The sequence below is a fragment of the Gottschalkiaceae bacterium SANA genome, assembly GCA_036323355.1.
Classification (GTDB): domain Bacteria; phylum Bacillota; class Clostridia; order Tissierellales; family GPF-1; genus GPF-1.
Map to the genome: position 1 here is coordinate 2,766,577 of AP028876.1, position 17,608 is coordinate 2,784,184.

Sequence of the window (17,608 nt, forward strand, 5' to 3'; positions counted from 1 at the left end):
TTCCCCCCTAACTGGATGCACTGGCAGCTGCTGCTGTTGAAGCCCCAATCGCTGCGATCATAGCAGCCTGTTGTGCTTGCATAATCTGCTGAATCACGGTAGAAACCCCTGTTCTCAACAAGGCCGCGTACTCCTCGCTCTTCATAAAATCGCTGACCACCAGCATGGCTGCAAGCATGGTATTCATGCTTCCCTGCCATTTAAACCCTTTGGTCACAGACAATTGCTTGGCATATTCACTCAAACAACGGACCACCTCTTCCACCGGCTGCTCATTTAAAACCAGTAAAGGGATCTGTGGATAAAAATAATCACTCCACTTCACCTTCTGACGTTTCATCTCATCGAGAAATCCTCCGCACCGTTCCACTAGAGAGAGTTGCAAAGCTTCCGGCTGCAAAACCGTAAGAATATGGGTCATCATCTGCAGCATATTCCCCTTGTGATAGCGTTCCTTGGACAATCGATCATAATATGTTTCCATTTGCTCGATCAATTGCATGGGTTGTCGCTCATCCTTGGCCAAAAGCACAGCCATGGGAAAATCATCGCTTCCCGTTAGAAATTTATGTTCTTTCTTCATTAGTTGGTAAATTTCCTGCGACTTAAGCAATCTTGGACTCAAGGCCGATTCAGACAACAAAGACACAGCTACCATAGGCATATAGGGTCCCTTGATCTTTTGCTGCTTAAGCGTTTTCTCCAGCTCCATCAATTGTGAAACCGATGCAGCCGTATACCCTTCTGTATCCATCATTGCAGCAATCAGATACAAATTCATTCCACGAAAATTAGAAAACATACCCGTCTCATTCCGAATGGCTGACAGAAAAGATTCATAACGATTTGCTTCAAAGGGATGGTCCTTCATCAAATAAAACAAGGGAATCATCCGCAGGGATGGATCACTAATCTTCCACTTGTAGGTCGTTTTCATTGACTCATAAAGTTGTAAATACTGTGAGATCTTTGCCTCTACCATAGATCCTCCTAAAACATCGATTTTCTACGCACCAAAACCAAAAGAATTCCCAGTGCCAATAAAACCATCGTAGCAAAAGCAGTCCCAGAAAGCAAGAGATCAACCCCTTGCCAACGTGAAAAAATTCCAAAATTCGCCCAAATAATAACCGTGGCAAATGCCCAATCCCGCTTAAAACGAAGTCCGATCACACCCAAAAGCAGGGCGACAATCATAGTCCCCATGGTCCAGAAGACAGCTAGGTTTCCACCGGTAAATCCTCTTGTAATTAAGAAAATCGACGTGTTTGCAATCGTTGCGACAGAAATCCATCCCAGATACACACTGATTGGAATCGTCATCGCCGCTCCCCGGCTATATCGAGATCGGCTCATTTCCACAGACAATCCAATCAAACTGCCCAAAATGACCAGCATGGCAATCTCTGTTGCCCACCAAATCTGATAATGCCAAAGAAAAATCCAAACCATATTTGCTATACAACTTATAACAAAAAAAGTACTACCCGTTGAACTCAATCGTTCCTCATGTCTAACAGGGACCAAGACCCAATAGCCCAAGAGTAAATAAATAACGCCCCAGATCGCAAAAGTAAATCCTACGGGAGTAAATAAAGATGGAATTAAATCCGACACTTGTCCCGTTGTGATTCCATTAATCGGCCATATATTCGCCAAAGCATTGACGATCAAAACACCCAGGTAAAAAATCAGTGGTAGATTCATTTTTCTGTTCCTCATAGCTACACCTCCGTATACCTATGTTTTTACCCGTTTTTCATTGATTCACGCCATCCACCGATTGGCCAGCAATCCTTCCAAAAACAATTGAATCGGTCATCGAGTTCCCGCCTAGGCGATTGTTTCCGTGAATCCCACCCGTTGCTTCCCCACAGGCAAATAAGCCCTCAATTGGTATACCATCTCGATCTAATACCTGGGCATCCGCATTGATGGGCAAGCCACCCATGCAATAATGAACACCCGGTTGTACCAATATGGCGAAGAATGGAGGTCTCAATTGAACGGGCAGATCCCTGCGCTGAAAATCATCGTCAGACCCGCCAGCAACAAATCCATTATAACGATCAATCGATCGAGCCAATGTTGCTGCATCAATGCCCAATATCTGTGACATCTCCTCGATTGAATTCGCTTCCTTAGTCAATTGCATATCGATATAAGCATCTGCCGCAGATAATCCATTGCGAATGGATTCATCAAAGATCAAGTAATTCTTTCCCTGCGTCTGTTGGCGCATTTCCTCGCTCAAAATATCGCGAAATGCCATTTCGTCGGTAAATCGATTGCCTTCCATATTAATTAGAATTCCGCCATTTCCACGGATCGCCTCGGTAATCAGAATTCCAAAATGTGGTTCCACCGTAGGATGTGCCTGAATCTTCTCCATATCAATCAGATCAATGGGAAGATCTGCAACCAAATCAATATAATCTCCCGTTGCACCGGCATGATTGGTGGTCTTAAATCCCTTCAAATCAGGGTTATAAAAGACGAATCGCTCCGAACTACCACCAAAGCCACCGGAAGCGATCACAACAGAATCTGCCATAATCTCATATTCTCGACCTTCTTGATTTCGAACCAAGACCCCTGTCACCCGATTGTTATCCGTTAGCAACTGAATTACCTTGTTTTCTACGCGCAAATTAATTCCGAGTTGAACCACTTGCTCCCCTAATACACGAACCACTTCAGAGCCAACAGGAGCCCCTCCTGAGGGACGATGGGTACGATCCATCCGATGACCCGCCAGACGTCCAAGGTCCGTTAAATCTGCTCCAAATCCGATCAACCAATTAACTGCTTGTCCACTTTTCTCAACCAAAAGATTGGCCAAATTGCGATCATTTTGGTAGTGGCCTGCTGCTAGGGTATCTGCTAAGAATAAACTCTTGCTGTCAGTTAATCCTTCTCTTTCTTCAACGATACTGTTCACGGCGTTCATTCCCCCGGTTGCACGCTGGCTATTGCCACCAATTCGAGGCATTTTCTCCAAAAGTACAACTGAAAGCCCCGCCTGTTTTGCTTCTATAGCCGCACTAATTCCACTCGCACCTGCACCGATCACAACTACATCCGTTCGTTCTGGACGCTCCAAAAACATCATAATTCCAATAAAGACAACAAATACAATCGCCATCCCCACTACGATCTTTCTCATCGAATCACCTTCTGATATAGATGCTGCGGGCGCCCTACTTTCCCATAAGATAAGTCCATCTTCAGCACCCCTTCACGTACCATATACTCTAAATACCTTCGCACGGTAACCCGCGCCAATCCACTACTTGTACCAATCTCTTCTGGTGTACAGGGATGATCCATTTTCTCAATTTCGCGCCAAATCAATTCATACGTTTTCCGGCTAAGTCCTTTTTCCATTGGTGCCACGGTTTGTTTGGGTTGATGGTCCCGCCGAAATAATTGATCCAATTGTGATTGTTCCAGAGTACCTGCCTCTGGGATCGCTTGAATTCGGCGCAAGGACATACGAATCGCTTCTTCAAAGCGCTCGTAGGTAAATGGTTTAATCAAGTAATCCACTGTCCCATATCGAAAAGCATGTTCTACGGTTTCTACACTTTTATCGGCCGTAATGAACACGATTTCACATTCGATCTTCTCATCTCGAATCCACTTTAATAGATCTGTTCCTTTGCCTTCTGGGAAATACACATCCAAAAGCACCAGATCAAACTTTTTCTTCAGCAGAAACGCCTTGGCTGATTCCAAGTTAGATGCAGCCTCAATTTCTGAAATTTCCTCAATTCGTTGCGCAAATTTCTGATTGATATCTCGTACCATCGGATCATCCTCTACGATCAGTATTCGCATATCCGTCCTCCTTTCGAATGGGAATCCAAATGGAAAAACTCGCTCCATTCACCCCTTCGTATTCTATCGTTCCTCCAAAAGCTGTGACAATTCGATGTACAGTCCACAAGCCAAATCCACGATCGGCTCCCTTTGAACTAAAACCACGAGTGAATAAGGCTTCCTGAATTTCATTTGGAATTCCTCGACCATTGTCCTCCACAGCGATATGCACCCCAAGATCGGATCCAAAAATTCCAATATAAACCTCACCCTCCTCACGCCCAGCCAATTCATCCAATGCGTTTTCGATCAGGTTGCCGACTATCGAAATAAATTCATCTACCCGCATATCTTCAGGTAGTTCCTGCAGATAAGATGCTTCATCGAGTGTGAATAGAATTTTTTTCTCCAAAGCCTTGTTGTATTTTGCCAACAAGAGTCCCGCAACAGAAGGTTCCTTAATCTGCTGGGAAATTCGACCCAGCATTTCTTGTCTTGTTTCCGAAATATCCGAAATATAAGCAATCGCTGCCTCGGCTTCATCCAACTGCAATAGCCCCATAATCGTGTGAAGTTTATTCATAAATTCATGGTTTTGAGCACGTAGGTCATAATTCAACTCTCGAATTCCAGTCAACTCTTCCGCCCGATGTTTGGCAGCGCTCCAATCTTCAAATCCAGCTAAGACACCTAAAAAGCTTCCTTTTTGATCGTGAATCGGGTAAAAATTAGCCAATACGACACGTCCTTGACCCATCTTGATTTCCTGCGCCTCTAAAGCTTCCTTCGATTTCAACACCGCTGTAAATCCATCACGGATTCGATAGCGATAGATGCTTTGTCCAACATCATCGGCTCCAAGACCCAATAGATCCCGTGCGGACGCATTAGCCAAAATAATTCTGCCATGTTCGTCCGAAGCAACAATTCCCTCCCGTTGATTCTCCAACACTAGATTTTGCTGACCCAATAAGAATGCAATTTCGCTGGGCTCTAATCCAAAAATGGTTTCTTTAATTTGCTTTGCCATTAAGTGAGCAAATACCATGCCTAAGAAAATCGCAAACAACAAATAGGCAACAAATCGATAAATACTTCGCCTAATTTCTTGATACAAGCGACCATTCAACAAACCAACAACAACCGTGCCGACAGGCTGTCCTTCCTGATAGATGGGGGTGTAGGCTTCAATTGCCACTGACGGCCAGGAGGCCTGTACAGTTTCTGATTTACCCGTTGATAACAAGAGCAACATTGTTTCATCTTCCACTTTTTTGTTTAATTGGATCGGATCCGGATGTGCAAAATATTGATTGGATTGATTAATCACATACATATACTGTACCCGGGTTTTCAATCGTATGCGCTCCACAATATTTTGAATGGGGATATAGCCATTCTCCGCTGTGATCTGCGCTTGAATATCTGGATGTGCCGCAACAGTGATCGCAATGTCCAATGCCTCGTTTGCCATCTGCGCACGAAGGGTAGTTAACCACTCATTCATAATCAACCCGCCAACCAACAAGACGACCACCAAAATCAAGCCGCTTACCATAATCATAATCCGTTGATTCAATTTCATTGCCTCACCTCACTTTCTTTTATCCTATCCAGTATCAAGAAAAAAGAAAAGACTTTTTTCTTTAAGCGCAGAAAAACGCCCCGAGGGACGTTTCTCTAAAGAGTTTGATAGACGAATTTCTTAATGATTACTTCGCTGTTGCGAAGGCTGCTGCAGATTGACCGGCAATTCGTCCGAATGTTGTAATATCAGACAAAGCGTTTCCACCCAATCGATTAGCACCGTGAACGCCACCAGTCACTTCGCCTGCTGCGAATAGACCAGCAACTACGTTGCCTTCTTGATTAATTACTTCTGTAGATGTATTGATCTCGATTCCACCCATTGTATGGTGAACCGCAGGACCAACCTCTACATAGTAGTAAGGTGCAGTAGCTAAATCGCGAGGCATGTCCGGACGGTCAAAGTCAGGGTCAAGACCATCTGCAACGTATCCGTTGTAAGTTTCGATTGTTGTTGCCAATGTCGCTGCATCAACACCCAAAGCTGTTGCCAAGTCTTCTACCGTCGCTGCTTCTGTTACCAGACCAGCCTTAATATATTTTTCAATTGCTGACAAAGATTCGCGCACGCCTTGATCGAATACCAAGAATGAAGTTTTTCCTTCTTGCTCCAATTCTGCTGCTGAAACAACGTCACGTGTTGTAATTTCGTTGATGAATCGCTCACCGTTTCGATTAACCAAGATCGCGCCGTTTCCACGAACTGCTTCCGTGATCATCTTGTTTTTTTCTGGTACAACGGTTGGATGTGTTTGAATGTATTCCATGTCAATCATTGAAACATTCAATGGTGCTACTAGGCCAACAGCATCGCCAGTTGCGCCTGGGTGGTTAGTTGTTCCAAATCCTTCAAGACTCGCTTGGTATTGCACGATGATTTCTTGGTTGTTACCAAAACCACCTGATGCAAGAACAACTGCTTTTGCATATACATTGTATGTGCCTTCTGCAGTTTCAACAGTCACGCCTGTAACCGTATCATCTTCTGCAAGAATTGCAACCACTTTGTTGTTTGTCGCAATGGTAATTGTTTGGCGAGCTTCTGCTGCTGTTTTTAATGTTTGTACCAAATGGTTACCCACTGGCGCTCCACCTGTTGGACGATGTGCTCGGTTTACACTTGCACCACCCAAACGGCCGATATCAGTCAAATCTGCACCCATTTCAGTCAACCATGCAACTGTTTCTGCACCGTTCTCTGCCAGTACTTGTACCAATGCTGGGTTATTAAGCTCTTTTCCACCCTTCATGGTATCCGCGATATACAATTCAACTGAATCTTCGATTCCCTTGGCTGCCTGTTGCTCTGTTCCCGGTGCATTCAAGCCACCAGTTGCATAGTTCGTGTTTCCACCAACCATAGGCATTTTTTCAAGAACCAAAACATTCATGCCTGCATCTGCTGCTGAAATCGCTGCAGAAAGACCAGCACCACCAGCACCAACGATGACAACATCTGTTGTTACATCTTCAAGAACTGCTGTTTCAGTTTCTGTTTCTGTCGCTTCTGCTACAGGCGCTCCGTTTACATACGCTTTTGCCAATGCATTCGAAATCGCTCCGATCACTCCTGCTGATGTTTCTGATGCACCAGAAACCGCATCAATTGATCCAGTGTTTTGCGCGATTGCCGCATCTACCAAAGCAGTAACCGATTCTTGTGCAAAATCAGATTCTGGGTTTTCAATCACTTCAATTTCTGTGATTGCTAATTCATCCACTGTAACCGCAACTTTAAACGTACCGCCGTGGCCTTCGCCTTCGCCTTCATACGTTCCTGCTACATACAATGCCTCTACTTCAGGTGTTTCCGTTGCTGGTGCTTCTGTTGAAGAACATCCTGCCAACGAAACCACCATCATGATCATTAACAAAACTGCTAGTAAACTTCTTTTCATCATGGATCCTCCCATTTGTTTTATTCCTTGTCAGGATACTAGATTAATAAATATTTAACAATGTTTTGGACATAAGCTTCTCACTTATCTCCCCTTTTGGTCTTTATGGTCTTTAAGACAAAAAAATGAGACCTTAATCGGTCTCATTGCAAATCTCTTCTTTTATCAATTTTGCAGTCTCTCTCCCTTTACTTTTCTCAATCATTGCAAAGAAAAATCAATCAATCTAGCTAGTTTCTTCGACCTGTTAGCATCAATAGGCGAATCAGTTGCAAGACTGCAACAAGAGTCGCAGCTACATAAGTCATAGCCGCCGCGTTCAATACCTTCTTCGCTGCCGGCATCTCATCCTCTGAAAGGTAATAACTCCCCTCCAAGGTAGCCAAAGCGCGGCTGCTTGCATTGAACTCTACCGGTAGAGTAACAATCTGGAACAAGACAACGGCAGAAAAAAGCCAAACACCAATCGTTGCCAAACCTGTCATTCCTAAAAACAATCCTCCTAGAATCAAAATCCAAGAAAACTTGGATCCAATCGATGCTACAGGCACCAATGAATCACGCACACGAATCGGGGCATAGCCTTCTTCGTGTTGTAGAACGTGACCGATTTCATGAGCTGCGACCGCCAAGGAGGCGATGGAACGTCCCTGATACACATCTGGTGACAAACGAACCACCCGTCTTCTCGGATCGAAATGGTCACTTAGTTTTCCTTGTATTTGCACCACTTGCACGTCAGTTACTCCGTTTTTTCGTAAAATCTCCGTTGCGACTTCATATCCAGTCAATCCTCTGCGATTTTTAACCCGCAAGTATTTATTAAAGGTGCCCGTCACCTTTGCTTGTGCCCACATGCTGATCACAATTCCAATAATAATCAAGTATCCACCGGGTCCAAACATATAAAGTAAACTCATTAACGATTCTCCTCTCTGTTAGGGCTTGCCATGTAAGAATAAAAATAAAACATTCAATGTGCAAGGCCTTTGTTACAAGTATTATACGTCCAAAAGCCTTGAAAACAACAGAGTTTAAGAATATTTTAGAGAATATTTACATTCTGTCTAAAGCTAGAATCGCCATATTATGGAACTTAGGCCTCAGATCGAGGATCATTCGGTTCTCGCGCCTTGGATGAATGCGATTGGTTAAAAGAACGACACCAACCTCCCTGTCTAGATCGAGTAGAATCGATCCCCCTGTAAATCCGGTATGAAAAAGACTGTTGTCGGAGCAATAATCCCCCATGGGTCCACCTGCAATTGGCAGCATCCATCCCAAACCTCGACGATCGTATGCAGAGCTCGCATGGTTTTTCGCCATCAATTGAATTGATGCCTTCGATAAGAAGGCATCATTATCCCCCTTCGCCGCTTCAAGCATGCCTGCTACAAATTTTCCTATATCCGAACCCGTCGAGAAAAGTCCAGCATGACCGCTGATCCCTCCCATCATATGGGCTTTTCCATCATGCGCTTGACCCCATACAAGCCCTCTATCCTCTCGAACTTCTGTGGGAGCGCATCGATCATGTTCTGGATCAAATCCCGTATCCCTCATGCCCAAGGGTTGAAAAATCCATTTATCAAAAGCTTGATCCAAGCTCATGCCACTGACTCGTTCAATCACTTCTCCCAATAAAATGTAATTGATATCCGAATAGCAAATTACTTCTGCTCCTTCGAGTGGTAAAAGAGAAGCTGCTCTTTCAATCAAGGCCTGCTTGCCTGATAATCCTTGATAGGAAAAATCTGCTGGTGCACCCGATGTATGCGTCAGGCAATGTCTAATCGTAACCTGACTTTCACCGACTTCCGGCAATATGGATGCAAGTCTTGTTCCCAACGTCAACTCGCCCGCCTCTATTAAGTGTAAGATCGCCGGCACGGTTCCTACAACCTTCGTTAAAGATGCCAGATCATAAAGTGTTTCCAACTTGTTAACTCTTTCTTCTGGCGTAATCATGGATTTCCCTAAGGAAGAAAAGTTTGTATTTTTACCAACCACACCATAAACACATCCGGGAAAGGCACCAGCAGCAATCCATTCCTCAATTTTTTCATTCAATTCATGAAAATGATGGGACCTTTCATCTGCCCATTCACGCCTTTTCTTATTCATCATTCTTCTCCCCCCATAAAAAGGCTCCGCTTACGCGGAGCCCTGACTCTTATTCGTCTTCTTCTTTTGCTAACTCGATAATCTTTTCCGCCAAATTCATTGGCAAATCCTCATAGCGAGCAAATTCCATGGTAAAGCTTCCACGAGCCTGAGTCATCGATTTTAAATCGATGGTGTAGGTCAGCAATTCTGCCTGCGGAACTTCAGCAGTAACCACTTGCTTGCCGCCAACACCGGAAGCCATGCCCAATACGCGACCACGGCGTTTATTGATATCGCCCATCACATCACCCATATAATCCTCTGGAATTGTAATATCAATCCTCATTACAGGTTCTAGCAAGACTGGCTTCGCTTGCAAGATCCCTTTCCTAAAGGCTAAGGTAGCGGCCATTCTAAATGCCATCTCCGAAGAGTCCACATTATGGTAAGACCCATCATACAAGGTCGCTTTCAGTCCAATCACAGGATATCCCGCCAAGACCCCTTTTTCTAAGCAGTCTTTTAATCCTTTTTCAACCGCTGGAATATAGTTCCGCGGTACAGAACCACCAAAGACCTTTTCAACAAATTCAAATGGCTCTTCAGTCGGTTCAAATCGAATACGAACGTCACCATATTGACCTGAGCCACCGGTTTGTTTCTTGTGTTTCCCTTGTACATCTGAATTGCCACGAATGGTTTCACGATAGATAACCTTTGGTTCAGCAAATGTCACTTCTACCCCATACGTATTATGCAACTTGCTCTTGATCACTTCTAATTGAGTAACCCCTTGCCCACCAATTAATTGCTGTTTGGTTTCTCGATTTCGGTCAACAACGAAGGTTAAATCTTCCAGCATAATCTTATGAAGAGCATCAGATATTTTATCCTCATCCGTTTTCCGCACCGTTTCTATTCCTTTAAACAGGGTTGGCTGTGGATTCGGAATCCCTCGATACTGGATCGGAGCTTTTGGATCACACAAGGTATCCCCGGTTTCAGGACATTGCATCTTTGCAACCGCACCAATATCTCCGGCTGTAATTTCTTTTACTTCCAATTGTTCCTTGCCTCGTAACATAAAGATATAACCCATTTTTTCTTTCTTATCGCTATTGGCAATAAGTACTTCCTGATCTCGCTTAACAGACCCGGACCGTACTTTAAACAGATTGATTTTTCCAATAAAAGGGTCAGAAATCGTTTTAAATACGATTGCAGAAAACGGTTCATCCACACTAATTTCTCGTTCAATCTGCTCATCGGTTCCCGGTTTCATTCCAAATGGTTTCTTCATGTCCACTGGAGCCGGCAAGTAATCCCAAATCATATCCAAGAGGGTATGCGTCCCAACATTTTTAATCGCAGAACCCACCAAAACAGGTACCAATTCACCCGCCAAAATTCCTTTACGAAGACCGCCATGAATTTCTTCCGGTGTAAATGCTTCTCCATCAAAATACTTTTCCATCAACTCTTCGCTCGTTTCAGCGACAGACTCAACGATCATATCATGCAATTGATTGACACGATCCATTTTTTCTGGCCAAATTTCTGCATCATTGCATGCATTGCCATCATAGATCCTGGCTTTCATGTCAACAACATTAACAAATCCTTCAAAGGCTTCTTCTTTTCCTATTGGTATACAAAATGGAACCGCTCGTTTACCAAACTTTCCTCGAATTTCTTCGAGGAGCTTGTCGAAGTTCACATTCTCCTTATCCATTTTATTTACAAATATAATTGACGGAAGATTTCTTCGCTGTACATATTCCCAAGCCTTTTCCGTCCCTACTTCAATACCACTAGATGCATCCATTACAATGACTGCGCCCCTTGCAATACGCAATGCACTATTGACTTCACCGACAAAATCGAAATATCCCGGTGCATCCAAAAAGTTGTATTTATGATCGTTCCACTCGATTGGAAGCAAAGCTGTGCTGATTGATACTTGCCGCTCTTTCTCTTCCTTTGTATAATCCGAGACCGTGGATCCATCTTCAACACGCCCGACTCGCTTCGTTGCACCCGTTGTAAACAACAACGCTTCTGACAATGATGTTTTCCCACATCCTTGGTGTCCTAATACTGCTACGTTACGGATTTTGCTTGGTGAATAATTCTTCATAAATACTTAGCCTCCTTATGTCTTTATGGTAAAAACATCAAGCAAACGTTTGCCTTGAACAGACATCGTTTCCTTAAAGTCCTTACATATAGTATACCATTATTTTCCGTCACCCCTTCAAAAAATTCTGGAAATCTTTTGAAATAAACAATTTGTTAATGAAGAGTTAACTGAAAATTAATTCAATTCTAATTATACCAGAAATCTCGGTCGATAGGTAGAATCTAGAGGCTAAAATTTCAAATTAGTCGGTACCCTTTCTCCCAAAAATAAAACAAAAAAATAGAATAATTTATGGTAAAAGACCATTAGCCCTCTTGAGCTAATGGTCTTCTTGCGTTCCAATAATCTTCTTCTGTAATCAATTCCTTTGTCGATGGCTCCAACAAATTTTGTAAGTCATCCACATCCTGATTCTTTACTGTCCAACGAAAATTCACCACATAGAATCGCGTATGATTTACAGGATTTGTATACACCATCTGTCCAACGCCTTTCCCATAGGTGGATGGTCCGATCAGCTCCACACGATTCCCTAGGTTCATTTTCAAACTAAGGGCAAGGAGTTCAGATGCAGAAGCGCTATTCTCATTAAGAAAAACCGTGATTTGCTCAAAGCTATAGATCTTTTTTGATGCAAACTTTGTCACTGATTCCCTTGGATACCGCACCGAATAAACTTCGTCATTCGTCCGCAAGAACAGATCTGCAAGGCGTTCCGCCACATCTAAATCACCGCCGCCATTGTTGCGCAAATCCAAAACCAAAGCACGCTTGCCCTCAGCAATAAAATTCTTCAACTGTTCTTCTGTATCGGCTGCCAAGCCTTCCTTGAAAGTACCAAAGCGAATGACCCCCGTATCTTCAGGTATCAAGGCCGAATCCTCTGAGTCTTGCCCCACAAAGCCTGTTTTTCGGTCTGTAATTCTCGTGTAATCTCGAGTAAACACATCATCATAGAAAAAATATAAAAACGGATCATCGACCAAATCCCGCACTTCATAAACAAAATCTCGAAACTCTTTCTTCGTTACCAAAAACGGCTCATCAACTTCCGCTTTCAAACCCTCATACTCTGTTCGAGAGAAAGCGCGTTGATAAAGATAGTCCTGCTCCAGAGTCTCTAAATAGGAATCGACCGTCCATTGATCCAGCCATGGTCCATATGCGAAAAAGCCATAGATCAACAAACAAATCATCAATCCAAGTCCAACCCCTGTTGCGATTTGTTTCCCCGCTGACCGTTTTGTGCCAAATGTTATCTGCGTGTTTCCTTTTCTCTTCCAGTTCATACAAATCTCCCCTCGCATGTTCTTCTCATTATACCTTATTCGAGAAGTTTCGAACATGGGCGATTAATCTTCTTTCCACTCCCTAAGGCGCGCTTGGAAGGCTGACATAGATAAAATTAAACCGCCAAGGACAGCACCGACAATAGCGCTTGATAAAAAGGGAATCACCATGGCAAAAGTACCCAAGCTTTTTCCCATCAAAACCTTGGCAAAAGGAACTGCAACCAAGCCACCTAGCACACCAGTCCCTATAGTTTCTCCAGCGACTGCAAAACTGATTTTTGACGATCGCTTATATAAAGCACCCGCCAAAAATGCGCCGATCATGGAGCCCGGAAAGGCAAGTAGAGACCCGGTTCCCAATAAATTCCTCAACACTGAAATTCCAAAGGCATTGGCCACCGCCCCCGCCGGGCCCAAAAGAACCGCTGCAATCACATTAATCAAATGTTGCATGGGAAAAATCCTCGCAAGACCAATGGGAATATAAAATAACTGTCCTACAACAACCCCAAGTGCCATCAATACCGCCATCGTCGTCAATCGTCGTGTTTTCATTATCTCTTCTCCTTTTTGAACAGCTAGCGCAAAAAAACACGCGTGCTGGACAGCACGCGTGCTCAAAGTGTTTGAGTACGAAGCTTCCCTACGCTGGCATCATCCAGATCAGGTATAAGGGTCAAAGCTTTGTGGGCTTCCTCTCAATCGGCCATATTCCGACTCCCCTAGCTGTTCTATTCATTTTTCCATCTTTACTTTAGCATGCAGCTTTTTCTTTGTAAAGCCCTTTAATTAGAATTTCTTCAGCTTCTTCCCAATCTTTCGCTCGAATAATATTCTTTCCCTCGAGAGATCGATTATAACTAGTATCCATTAAAATCACTGGAATTCCTGACTCAGAGATTGCTTTGCTTTGCGGCACGCTATCCTCAAGAAAGGCGATAGGTTTATACTGATCCGTCCAGACCGTTTTCATCTGAGGACCCAAATAAACAACCGGAAAATCAGATGATAATCCGTAGTCTTTAAACCATTTTTCTGTAATTTCTTTCAAATCTTCCGTTCGTCCAGTGACAAAGATAAGTTCAAACCGCTCTTGTAAGCGGACAAGGGTCTCGACTGCACCCTCGCGCATGCCAATATCCTTGTGAAAGATAGACTTATTGTTTTTGTAAAAATCGGAAGGTACATGTTGACATCCCTCGTTGCTGCGGATCTTTAAATGATGAAAATTCTCTTTCGTCAATGACAATTCAAAGATTCGGTTGACTCTCGGCAGCCATGCATAAGGATCGCCCACAGTGCCATCCAAATCAACTGCTAAAATTGGTTTCTCCATATTCTCTCCTCCGTTTCGCCTCTAGCCTACTGGATTAGGCTTCAAAGGTCAAGATTATATGGCAATTTTTCGAAAATAAATCATACTAGCAATCGCACCAAACAGGCCGGTTCCAACAAGAATTAGAATCGAAATCGGCACCGATATAATCATATCTTCAGGAACAGGACCGGTCAAAAACAGGGGAATCGTGTAGGGATAATAGGCATAATAAACCTCAGAATTCAAAGCAATCATATTAATTACAACAACACTAATGGAAAAAACAATCCCAGCCACATACCGCCGAACCAGAAGAGTCACAAATACAATCGGAGTTAATAGCGGAAGAAAGATCAATCCATCTCGAAACGCCAACCCAAATGCGGCGGCAATCGAGGAAAGAGTTACACCCTCCACACCCCAAATCATGCAGATCACAATTGCTTCGATTACGTTGATGAAGAGTAGACTTAATATCCAAACAAAAACCACCAAAAATTTATCCAACAACAATCGAGCTCTTCGAATTGGTATGGCCAAAGTTGATTTTAAGGTATCCTCTTCAAACTCCTTGCTGAATACGTAAGAGGTAATGAGACCAAACATCAAAATACCCATCAACATAAGATTCAACAACTGCACATCCTCAAGAAAACTCGTGAAGGTCACACCCTCTAGTCCTTCTGAACTTTTGGGGAAAATCAAACCTAATAAAAGAGGTGTAATAGAGATTCCCATTATACTCATGATAATCAAAGGGGACCGCTTGATCTTTAAAAATTCCAGCCTCAATTGCTTCATAGCTGAGTTCCCCCCCCGGTCAATTCAATAAAATGACGCTCCAAACTCTGTTTTTTTTGATTCAACTGATAAACGTCCACCTGATGCTCAACCAACATTTGATTGATGCGCGCCACCTGATCAACCGCATTAAAAATTTCAATACAATTATCCGCCTTCACTGTGAAATCAAAAATTCCCATTTCTGTTTCCAATAAACGAAGAGCTTCTGCCGGCTGGTCTACCTGAATTTCCAAATAGCCAGAGCCTTGATTCCTCAACCCTTCCATGGAGATCTCATCAATCAGATTTCCATGATGAATAATCCCAACACGATCAGCCAATTGCTCCACTTCCGTTAGAATATGGCTTGATAGAAATAGGGTCATATGTTGCTCCTTTGCCAGCTGCCGAAGGAGTTTTCTCATCCCTCGTATCCCCGATGGATCCAATCCATTGGTCGGTTCATCCAAAAGCAAAATCTCTGGTTGATTCAAAAGAGCGCGGGCAATACCCAATCGCTGCTTCATCCCTAAAGAATATCGTCTAACCAGCATCATATCCTTGGGATCCAATCCGGTCAATTCCATGGTTTCTTCAATGATTTTTCGCTTTGAAGTACCACTGTGTCGCAAGTATACCTGAAGGTTCTCATGCCCTGTCAAATTTCCAAAGAATCCAGGCGTTTCTACGATGCACCCAACCCGTTTAAGAATCACTTGCTTTGATTTTTCAAGTTCCTCGCCTAATATTTTAATGCTTCCTTCGGACGGAGAAATCAAACCCGTCATCATTTTTATAGTCGTGGTTTTTCCCGCACCATTATTTCCTAAAAATCCATAAATTTCACCCTGTTCAATGGATAGATTGATTCGATCCACCGCACGATGGGACCCAAAAGATTTCGTTAGATTTTTCGTTTCGATTGCAATCATTCTCTTGACCCCCTATTTATCCCAAAAATGCAGAAAATCGAACCGAAAAGGTTGTTTCTCTGTTGAGGCTACTGTCTACCCGTATGCTACCACCATTTTTCTCTGTGAGTCGCTTAGCAATAGAGAGTCCCAAACCATGATTCCCACTCTTCATTTTTCTAGAATCATCGGCTTTAAATAATCGTTCAAACACGCGACCAATCTTTTCTTCTGGTATTGGCTCACCTAAATTCCAAATCGATACAATATATTGATTGCGATGCTTTTCTACCCGTAGACCCAATATTTTTCCCGATTGCCCATGCTGAATCGCATTTTGAATCAGGTTCTGAAAGATTCGGGTGATCGCAGTTCGATCCGCATAGACGAAATTCTTTTCATCCGGAATCTCATTGACGACTTCCATTTTCGCTTCCTGCAGTTGCGGTAAAAATCCAATCACCGTGCTACGCAAAAGTTCATTGATCTCCAACCGCTCTGGATGCATCTCGATTTCATCTGCGTCGATCTTAGCCAATTCGAAAACCTCATCCGTTAATCGTTTCAACTCTCTCGACTTCTCTGCAGCAATCAACAAATATTGTGCCCGTTCTTCTGGGTCCGAAATCTTATCATCCACCAATGCGTCAATATAACCAATAATAGACGTGATCGGTGTTCGAATATCATGTGAAATGTTCGACAGCAATTGCCGGCGTTTCAGCTCCGATTGATCTCCCTCGATTTTGGTTTGATGCAGAGCTTCTATTAAATCATTAATCGCAAAATCCAGCACAGCATCCTTTTCTTTTTCATCTCGCAAAATCCGCATTCTCGTCTTTCCCGAGAGTACTTGCTGGATTATGGCCAAGCGATTACTCAATTGCACTTTTTGCTTCTGCAACAAAAAAACAATAACTACAAGCAACGCAACGTTAATCAATAGCAAAATCCCTGAATTCATGGGTTACAACTCCTTTCCTTGGAATTTATAGCCCAATCCCCAAATGGTTTTGATATACTTCGGCTCATCCGGATTGTCTTCGATTTTTTTTCTCAAGCGACGAATATGAACCATCACCGTATTGTCATCCATCATATAATCATCTTTCCATACGCTTTCAAAAATTTGCCCCTTGCTGAAAACCTGCCCCTCATGGGAGGCTAAAAAAACCAAGATCTCAAATTCCTTGGCCCGAAGTTCAATCGGAATGCCGTCCTTAATAATTTCAACCCGAGGAACATTGATAGAAAGCTTTCCAAAGGTAAAAATTTCTTCAGCTTCCTGCTGCACGGGCTGATAGCGACGGATATGGGCTGCAATTCTTGCCGTTAACTCATTCATGTAAAATGGTTTTGTTACATAGTCATCCGCCCCAAGCTTAAAACCCAAGACGCGATCTGTATCCCCATCCTTTGCCGTTAGAAACAAAACCAAAACTTGATTGTCTTGCGCCCGAATTTTTTCCACCATGGTCAAACCATCCATGCCCGGCATCATAACATCTGCCAAAATCAAATCATACTTTCCTTTTTCAAACAAGCGCAGACCTTCCATCCCATCTGAAGCCGTATCCACCTGGTATCCTTCGATCTCTAAATATCGTTTAATTAGCTGGTTAATCTCAATTTCGTCATCCACGGCTAAAATCCGAATCGGTTTATTCATCATCATCGCCTCCTCATCTCATAATTTTTACTTTCTTTCTCTATCATAGCATTGAAAAAGGACCACTGAAAGTGGTCCCTGT

General features: G+C 43.2%; 16 protein-coding genes and 1 riboswitch. All 16 genes read right to left on the bottom strand.

All coding sequences use genetic code 11. From position 1 onward, the window contains the following. Positions 1–7: 7 nt before the first annotated feature. Positions 8–982 carry a DUF4003 family protein gene (locus tag AC25CA_RS13550; protein WP_486814365.1) on the bottom strand — a complete coding sequence of 325 codons (975 nt, stop codon included), beginning with the start codon at positions 980–982 and terminating at the stop codon, positions 8–10. An 8-nt stretch (positions 983–990) separates the two neighbouring features. Beyond that, positions 991–1,722 (bottom strand): hypothetical protein, encoded by a 732-nt coding sequence (locus AC25CA_RS13555; RefSeq protein ID WP_486814366.1) that lies wholly within the window; start codon positions 1,720–1,722, stop codon positions 991–993. A 37-nt stretch (positions 1,723–1,759) separates the two neighbouring features. Continuing rightward, positions 1,760–3,166 carry a flavocytochrome c gene (locus tag AC25CA_RS13560; RefSeq protein ID WP_486814367.1) on the bottom strand — a complete coding sequence of 469 codons (1,407 nt, stop codon included), beginning with the start codon at positions 3,164–3,166 and terminating at the stop codon, positions 1,760–1,762. Further along, a complete protein-coding gene (locus AC25CA_RS13565) occupies positions 3,163–3,840 on the bottom strand; it encodes a response regulator (RefSeq protein WP_486814368.1) in 678 nt (225 codons plus the stop codon). Before AC25CA_RS13565 ends, AC25CA_RS13560 begins: the two co-directional genes overlap by 4 nt. Beyond that, on the bottom strand, positions 3,815–5,407 hold the full coding sequence (locus tag AC25CA_RS13570; RefSeq protein WP_486814369.1) for an ATP-binding protein: 1,593 nt from the start codon (positions 5,405–5,407) through the stop codon (positions 3,815–3,817). The genes AC25CA_RS13565 and AC25CA_RS13570 overlap by 26 nt, the downstream gene beginning before the upstream one ends. 127 nt (positions 5,408–5,534) lie before the next feature. After that, positions 5,535–7,310, bottom strand: a complete 1,776-nt coding sequence (locus AC25CA_RS13575) for a flavocytochrome c (RefSeq protein ID WP_486814370.1) — start codon at positions 7,308–7,310, stop codon at positions 5,535–5,537. Positions 7,311–7,537: 227 nt separating this feature from the next. Next, on the bottom strand, positions 7,538–8,227 hold the full coding sequence (locus tag AC25CA_RS13580; protein ID WP_486814371.1) for a zinc metallopeptidase: 690 nt from the start codon (positions 8,225–8,227) through the stop codon (positions 7,538–7,540). A gap of 136 nt (positions 8,228–8,363) precedes the next feature. Beyond that, a complete protein-coding gene (locus tag AC25CA_RS13585) occupies positions 8,364–9,434 on the bottom strand; it encodes a serine hydrolase domain-containing protein (protein WP_486814372.1) in 1,071 nt (356 codons plus the stop codon). Positions 9,435–9,480: 46 nt separating this feature from the next. Beyond that, positions 9,481–11,550 carry an elongation factor G gene (gene fusA, locus AC25CA_RS13590; RefSeq protein ID WP_486814373.1) on the bottom strand — a complete coding sequence of 690 codons (2,070 nt, stop codon included), beginning with the start codon at positions 11,548–11,550 and terminating at the stop codon, positions 9,481–9,483. A gap of 308 nt (positions 11,551–11,858) precedes the next feature. After that, positions 11,859–12,842 carry a S41 family peptidase gene (locus tag AC25CA_RS13595; protein ID WP_486814374.1) on the bottom strand — a complete coding sequence of 328 codons (984 nt, stop codon included), beginning with the start codon at positions 12,840–12,842 and terminating at the stop codon, positions 11,859–11,861. A 63-nt stretch (positions 12,843–12,905) separates the two neighbouring features. After that, entirely contained in the window at positions 12,906–13,400 is a 495-nt protein-coding gene (gene thiW, locus AC25CA_RS13600) for an energy coupling factor transporter S component ThiW (protein WP_486814375.1), read from the bottom strand. Between the two features lie 68 nt (positions 13,401–13,468). Next, positions 13,469–13,579, bottom strand: a riboswitch (TPP riboswitch). 20 nt (positions 13,580–13,599) lie between these two features. Continuing rightward, entirely contained in the window at positions 13,600–14,181 is a 582-nt protein-coding gene (locus AC25CA_RS13605; protein ID WP_486814376.1) for a 5' nucleotidase, NT5C type, read from the bottom strand. Positions 14,182–14,235: 54 nt separating this feature from the next. Further along, complete coding sequence (locus tag AC25CA_RS13610; RefSeq protein ID WP_486814377.1) at positions 14,236–14,964, bottom strand: ABC transporter permease; 729 nt, start codon at positions 14,962–14,964, stop codon at positions 14,236–14,238. Further along, positions 14,961–15,878 carry an ABC transporter ATP-binding protein gene (locus tag AC25CA_RS13615; protein ID WP_486814378.1) on the bottom strand — a complete coding sequence of 306 codons (918 nt, stop codon included), beginning with the start codon at positions 15,876–15,878 and terminating at the stop codon, positions 14,961–14,963. The genes AC25CA_RS13610 and AC25CA_RS13615 overlap by 4 nt, the downstream gene beginning before the upstream one ends. Before the next feature lie 16 nt (positions 15,879–15,894). Next, complete coding sequence (locus AC25CA_RS13620; RefSeq protein WP_486814379.1) at positions 15,895–16,821, bottom strand: sensor histidine kinase; 927 nt, start codon at positions 16,819–16,821, stop codon at positions 15,895–15,897. A gap of 3 nt (positions 16,822–16,824) precedes the next feature. Continuing rightward, positions 16,825–17,532, bottom strand: a complete 708-nt coding sequence (locus tag AC25CA_RS13625) for a response regulator transcription factor (RefSeq protein ID WP_486814380.1) — start codon at positions 17,530–17,532, stop codon at positions 16,825–16,827. Positions 17,533–17,608: the final 76 nt, after the last annotated feature.

Coding starts and splice junctions, on each gene's coding strand:
- AC25CA_RS13550 (WP_486814365.1), bottom strand. CDS start 982: ATGGTAGAGGCAAAGATCTCACAGTATTTACAACTTTATGAGTCAATG.
- AC25CA_RS13555 (WP_486814366.1), bottom strand. CDS start 1,722: ATGAGGAACAGAAAAATGAATCTACCACTGATTTTTTACCTGGGTGTT.
- AC25CA_RS13560 (WP_486814367.1), bottom strand. CDS start 3,166: ATGAGAAAGATCGTAGTGGGGATGGCGATTGTATTTGTTGTCTTTATT.
- AC25CA_RS13565 (WP_486814368.1), bottom strand. CDS start 3,840: ATGCGAATACTGATCGTAGAGGATGATCCGATGGTACGAGATATCAAT.
- AC25CA_RS13570 (WP_486814369.1), bottom strand. CDS start 5,407: ATGAAATTGAATCAACGGATTATGATTATGGTAAGCGGCTTGATTTTG.
- AC25CA_RS13575 (WP_486814370.1), bottom strand. CDS start 7,310: ATGATGAAAAGAAGTTTACTAGCAGTTTTGTTAATGATCATGATGGTG.
- AC25CA_RS13580 (WP_486814371.1), bottom strand. CDS start 8,227: ATGAGTTTACTTTATATGTTTGGACCCGGTGGATACTTGATTATTATT.
- AC25CA_RS13585 (WP_486814372.1), bottom strand. CDS start 9,434: ATGATGAATAAGAAAAGGCGTGAATGGGCAGATGAAAGGTCCCATCAT.
- fusA (WP_486814373.1), bottom strand. CDS start 11,550: ATGAAGAATTATTCACCAAGCAAAATCCGTAACGTAGCAGTATTAGGA.
- AC25CA_RS13595 (WP_486814374.1), bottom strand. CDS start 12,842: ATGAACTGGAAGAGAAAAGGAAACACGCAGATAACATTTGGCACAAAA.
- thiW (WP_486814375.1), bottom strand. CDS start 13,400: ATGAAAACACGACGATTGACGACGATGGCGGTATTGATGGCACTTGGG.
- AC25CA_RS13605 (WP_486814376.1), bottom strand. CDS start 14,181: ATGGAGAAACCAATTTTAGCAGTTGATTTGGATGGCACTGTGGGCGAT.
- AC25CA_RS13610 (WP_486814377.1), bottom strand. CDS start 14,964: ATGAAGCAATTGAGGCTGGAATTTTTAAAGATCAAGCGGTCCCCTTTG.
- AC25CA_RS13615 (WP_486814378.1), bottom strand. CDS start 15,878: ATGATTGCAATCGAAACGAAAAATCTAACGAAATCTTTTGGGTCCCAT.
- AC25CA_RS13620 (WP_486814379.1), bottom strand. CDS start 16,821: ATGAATTCAGGGATTTTGCTATTGATTAACGTTGCGTTGCTTGTAGTT.
- AC25CA_RS13625 (WP_486814380.1), bottom strand. CDS start 17,532: ATGATGATGAATAAACCGATTCGGATTTTAGCCGTGGATGACGAAATT.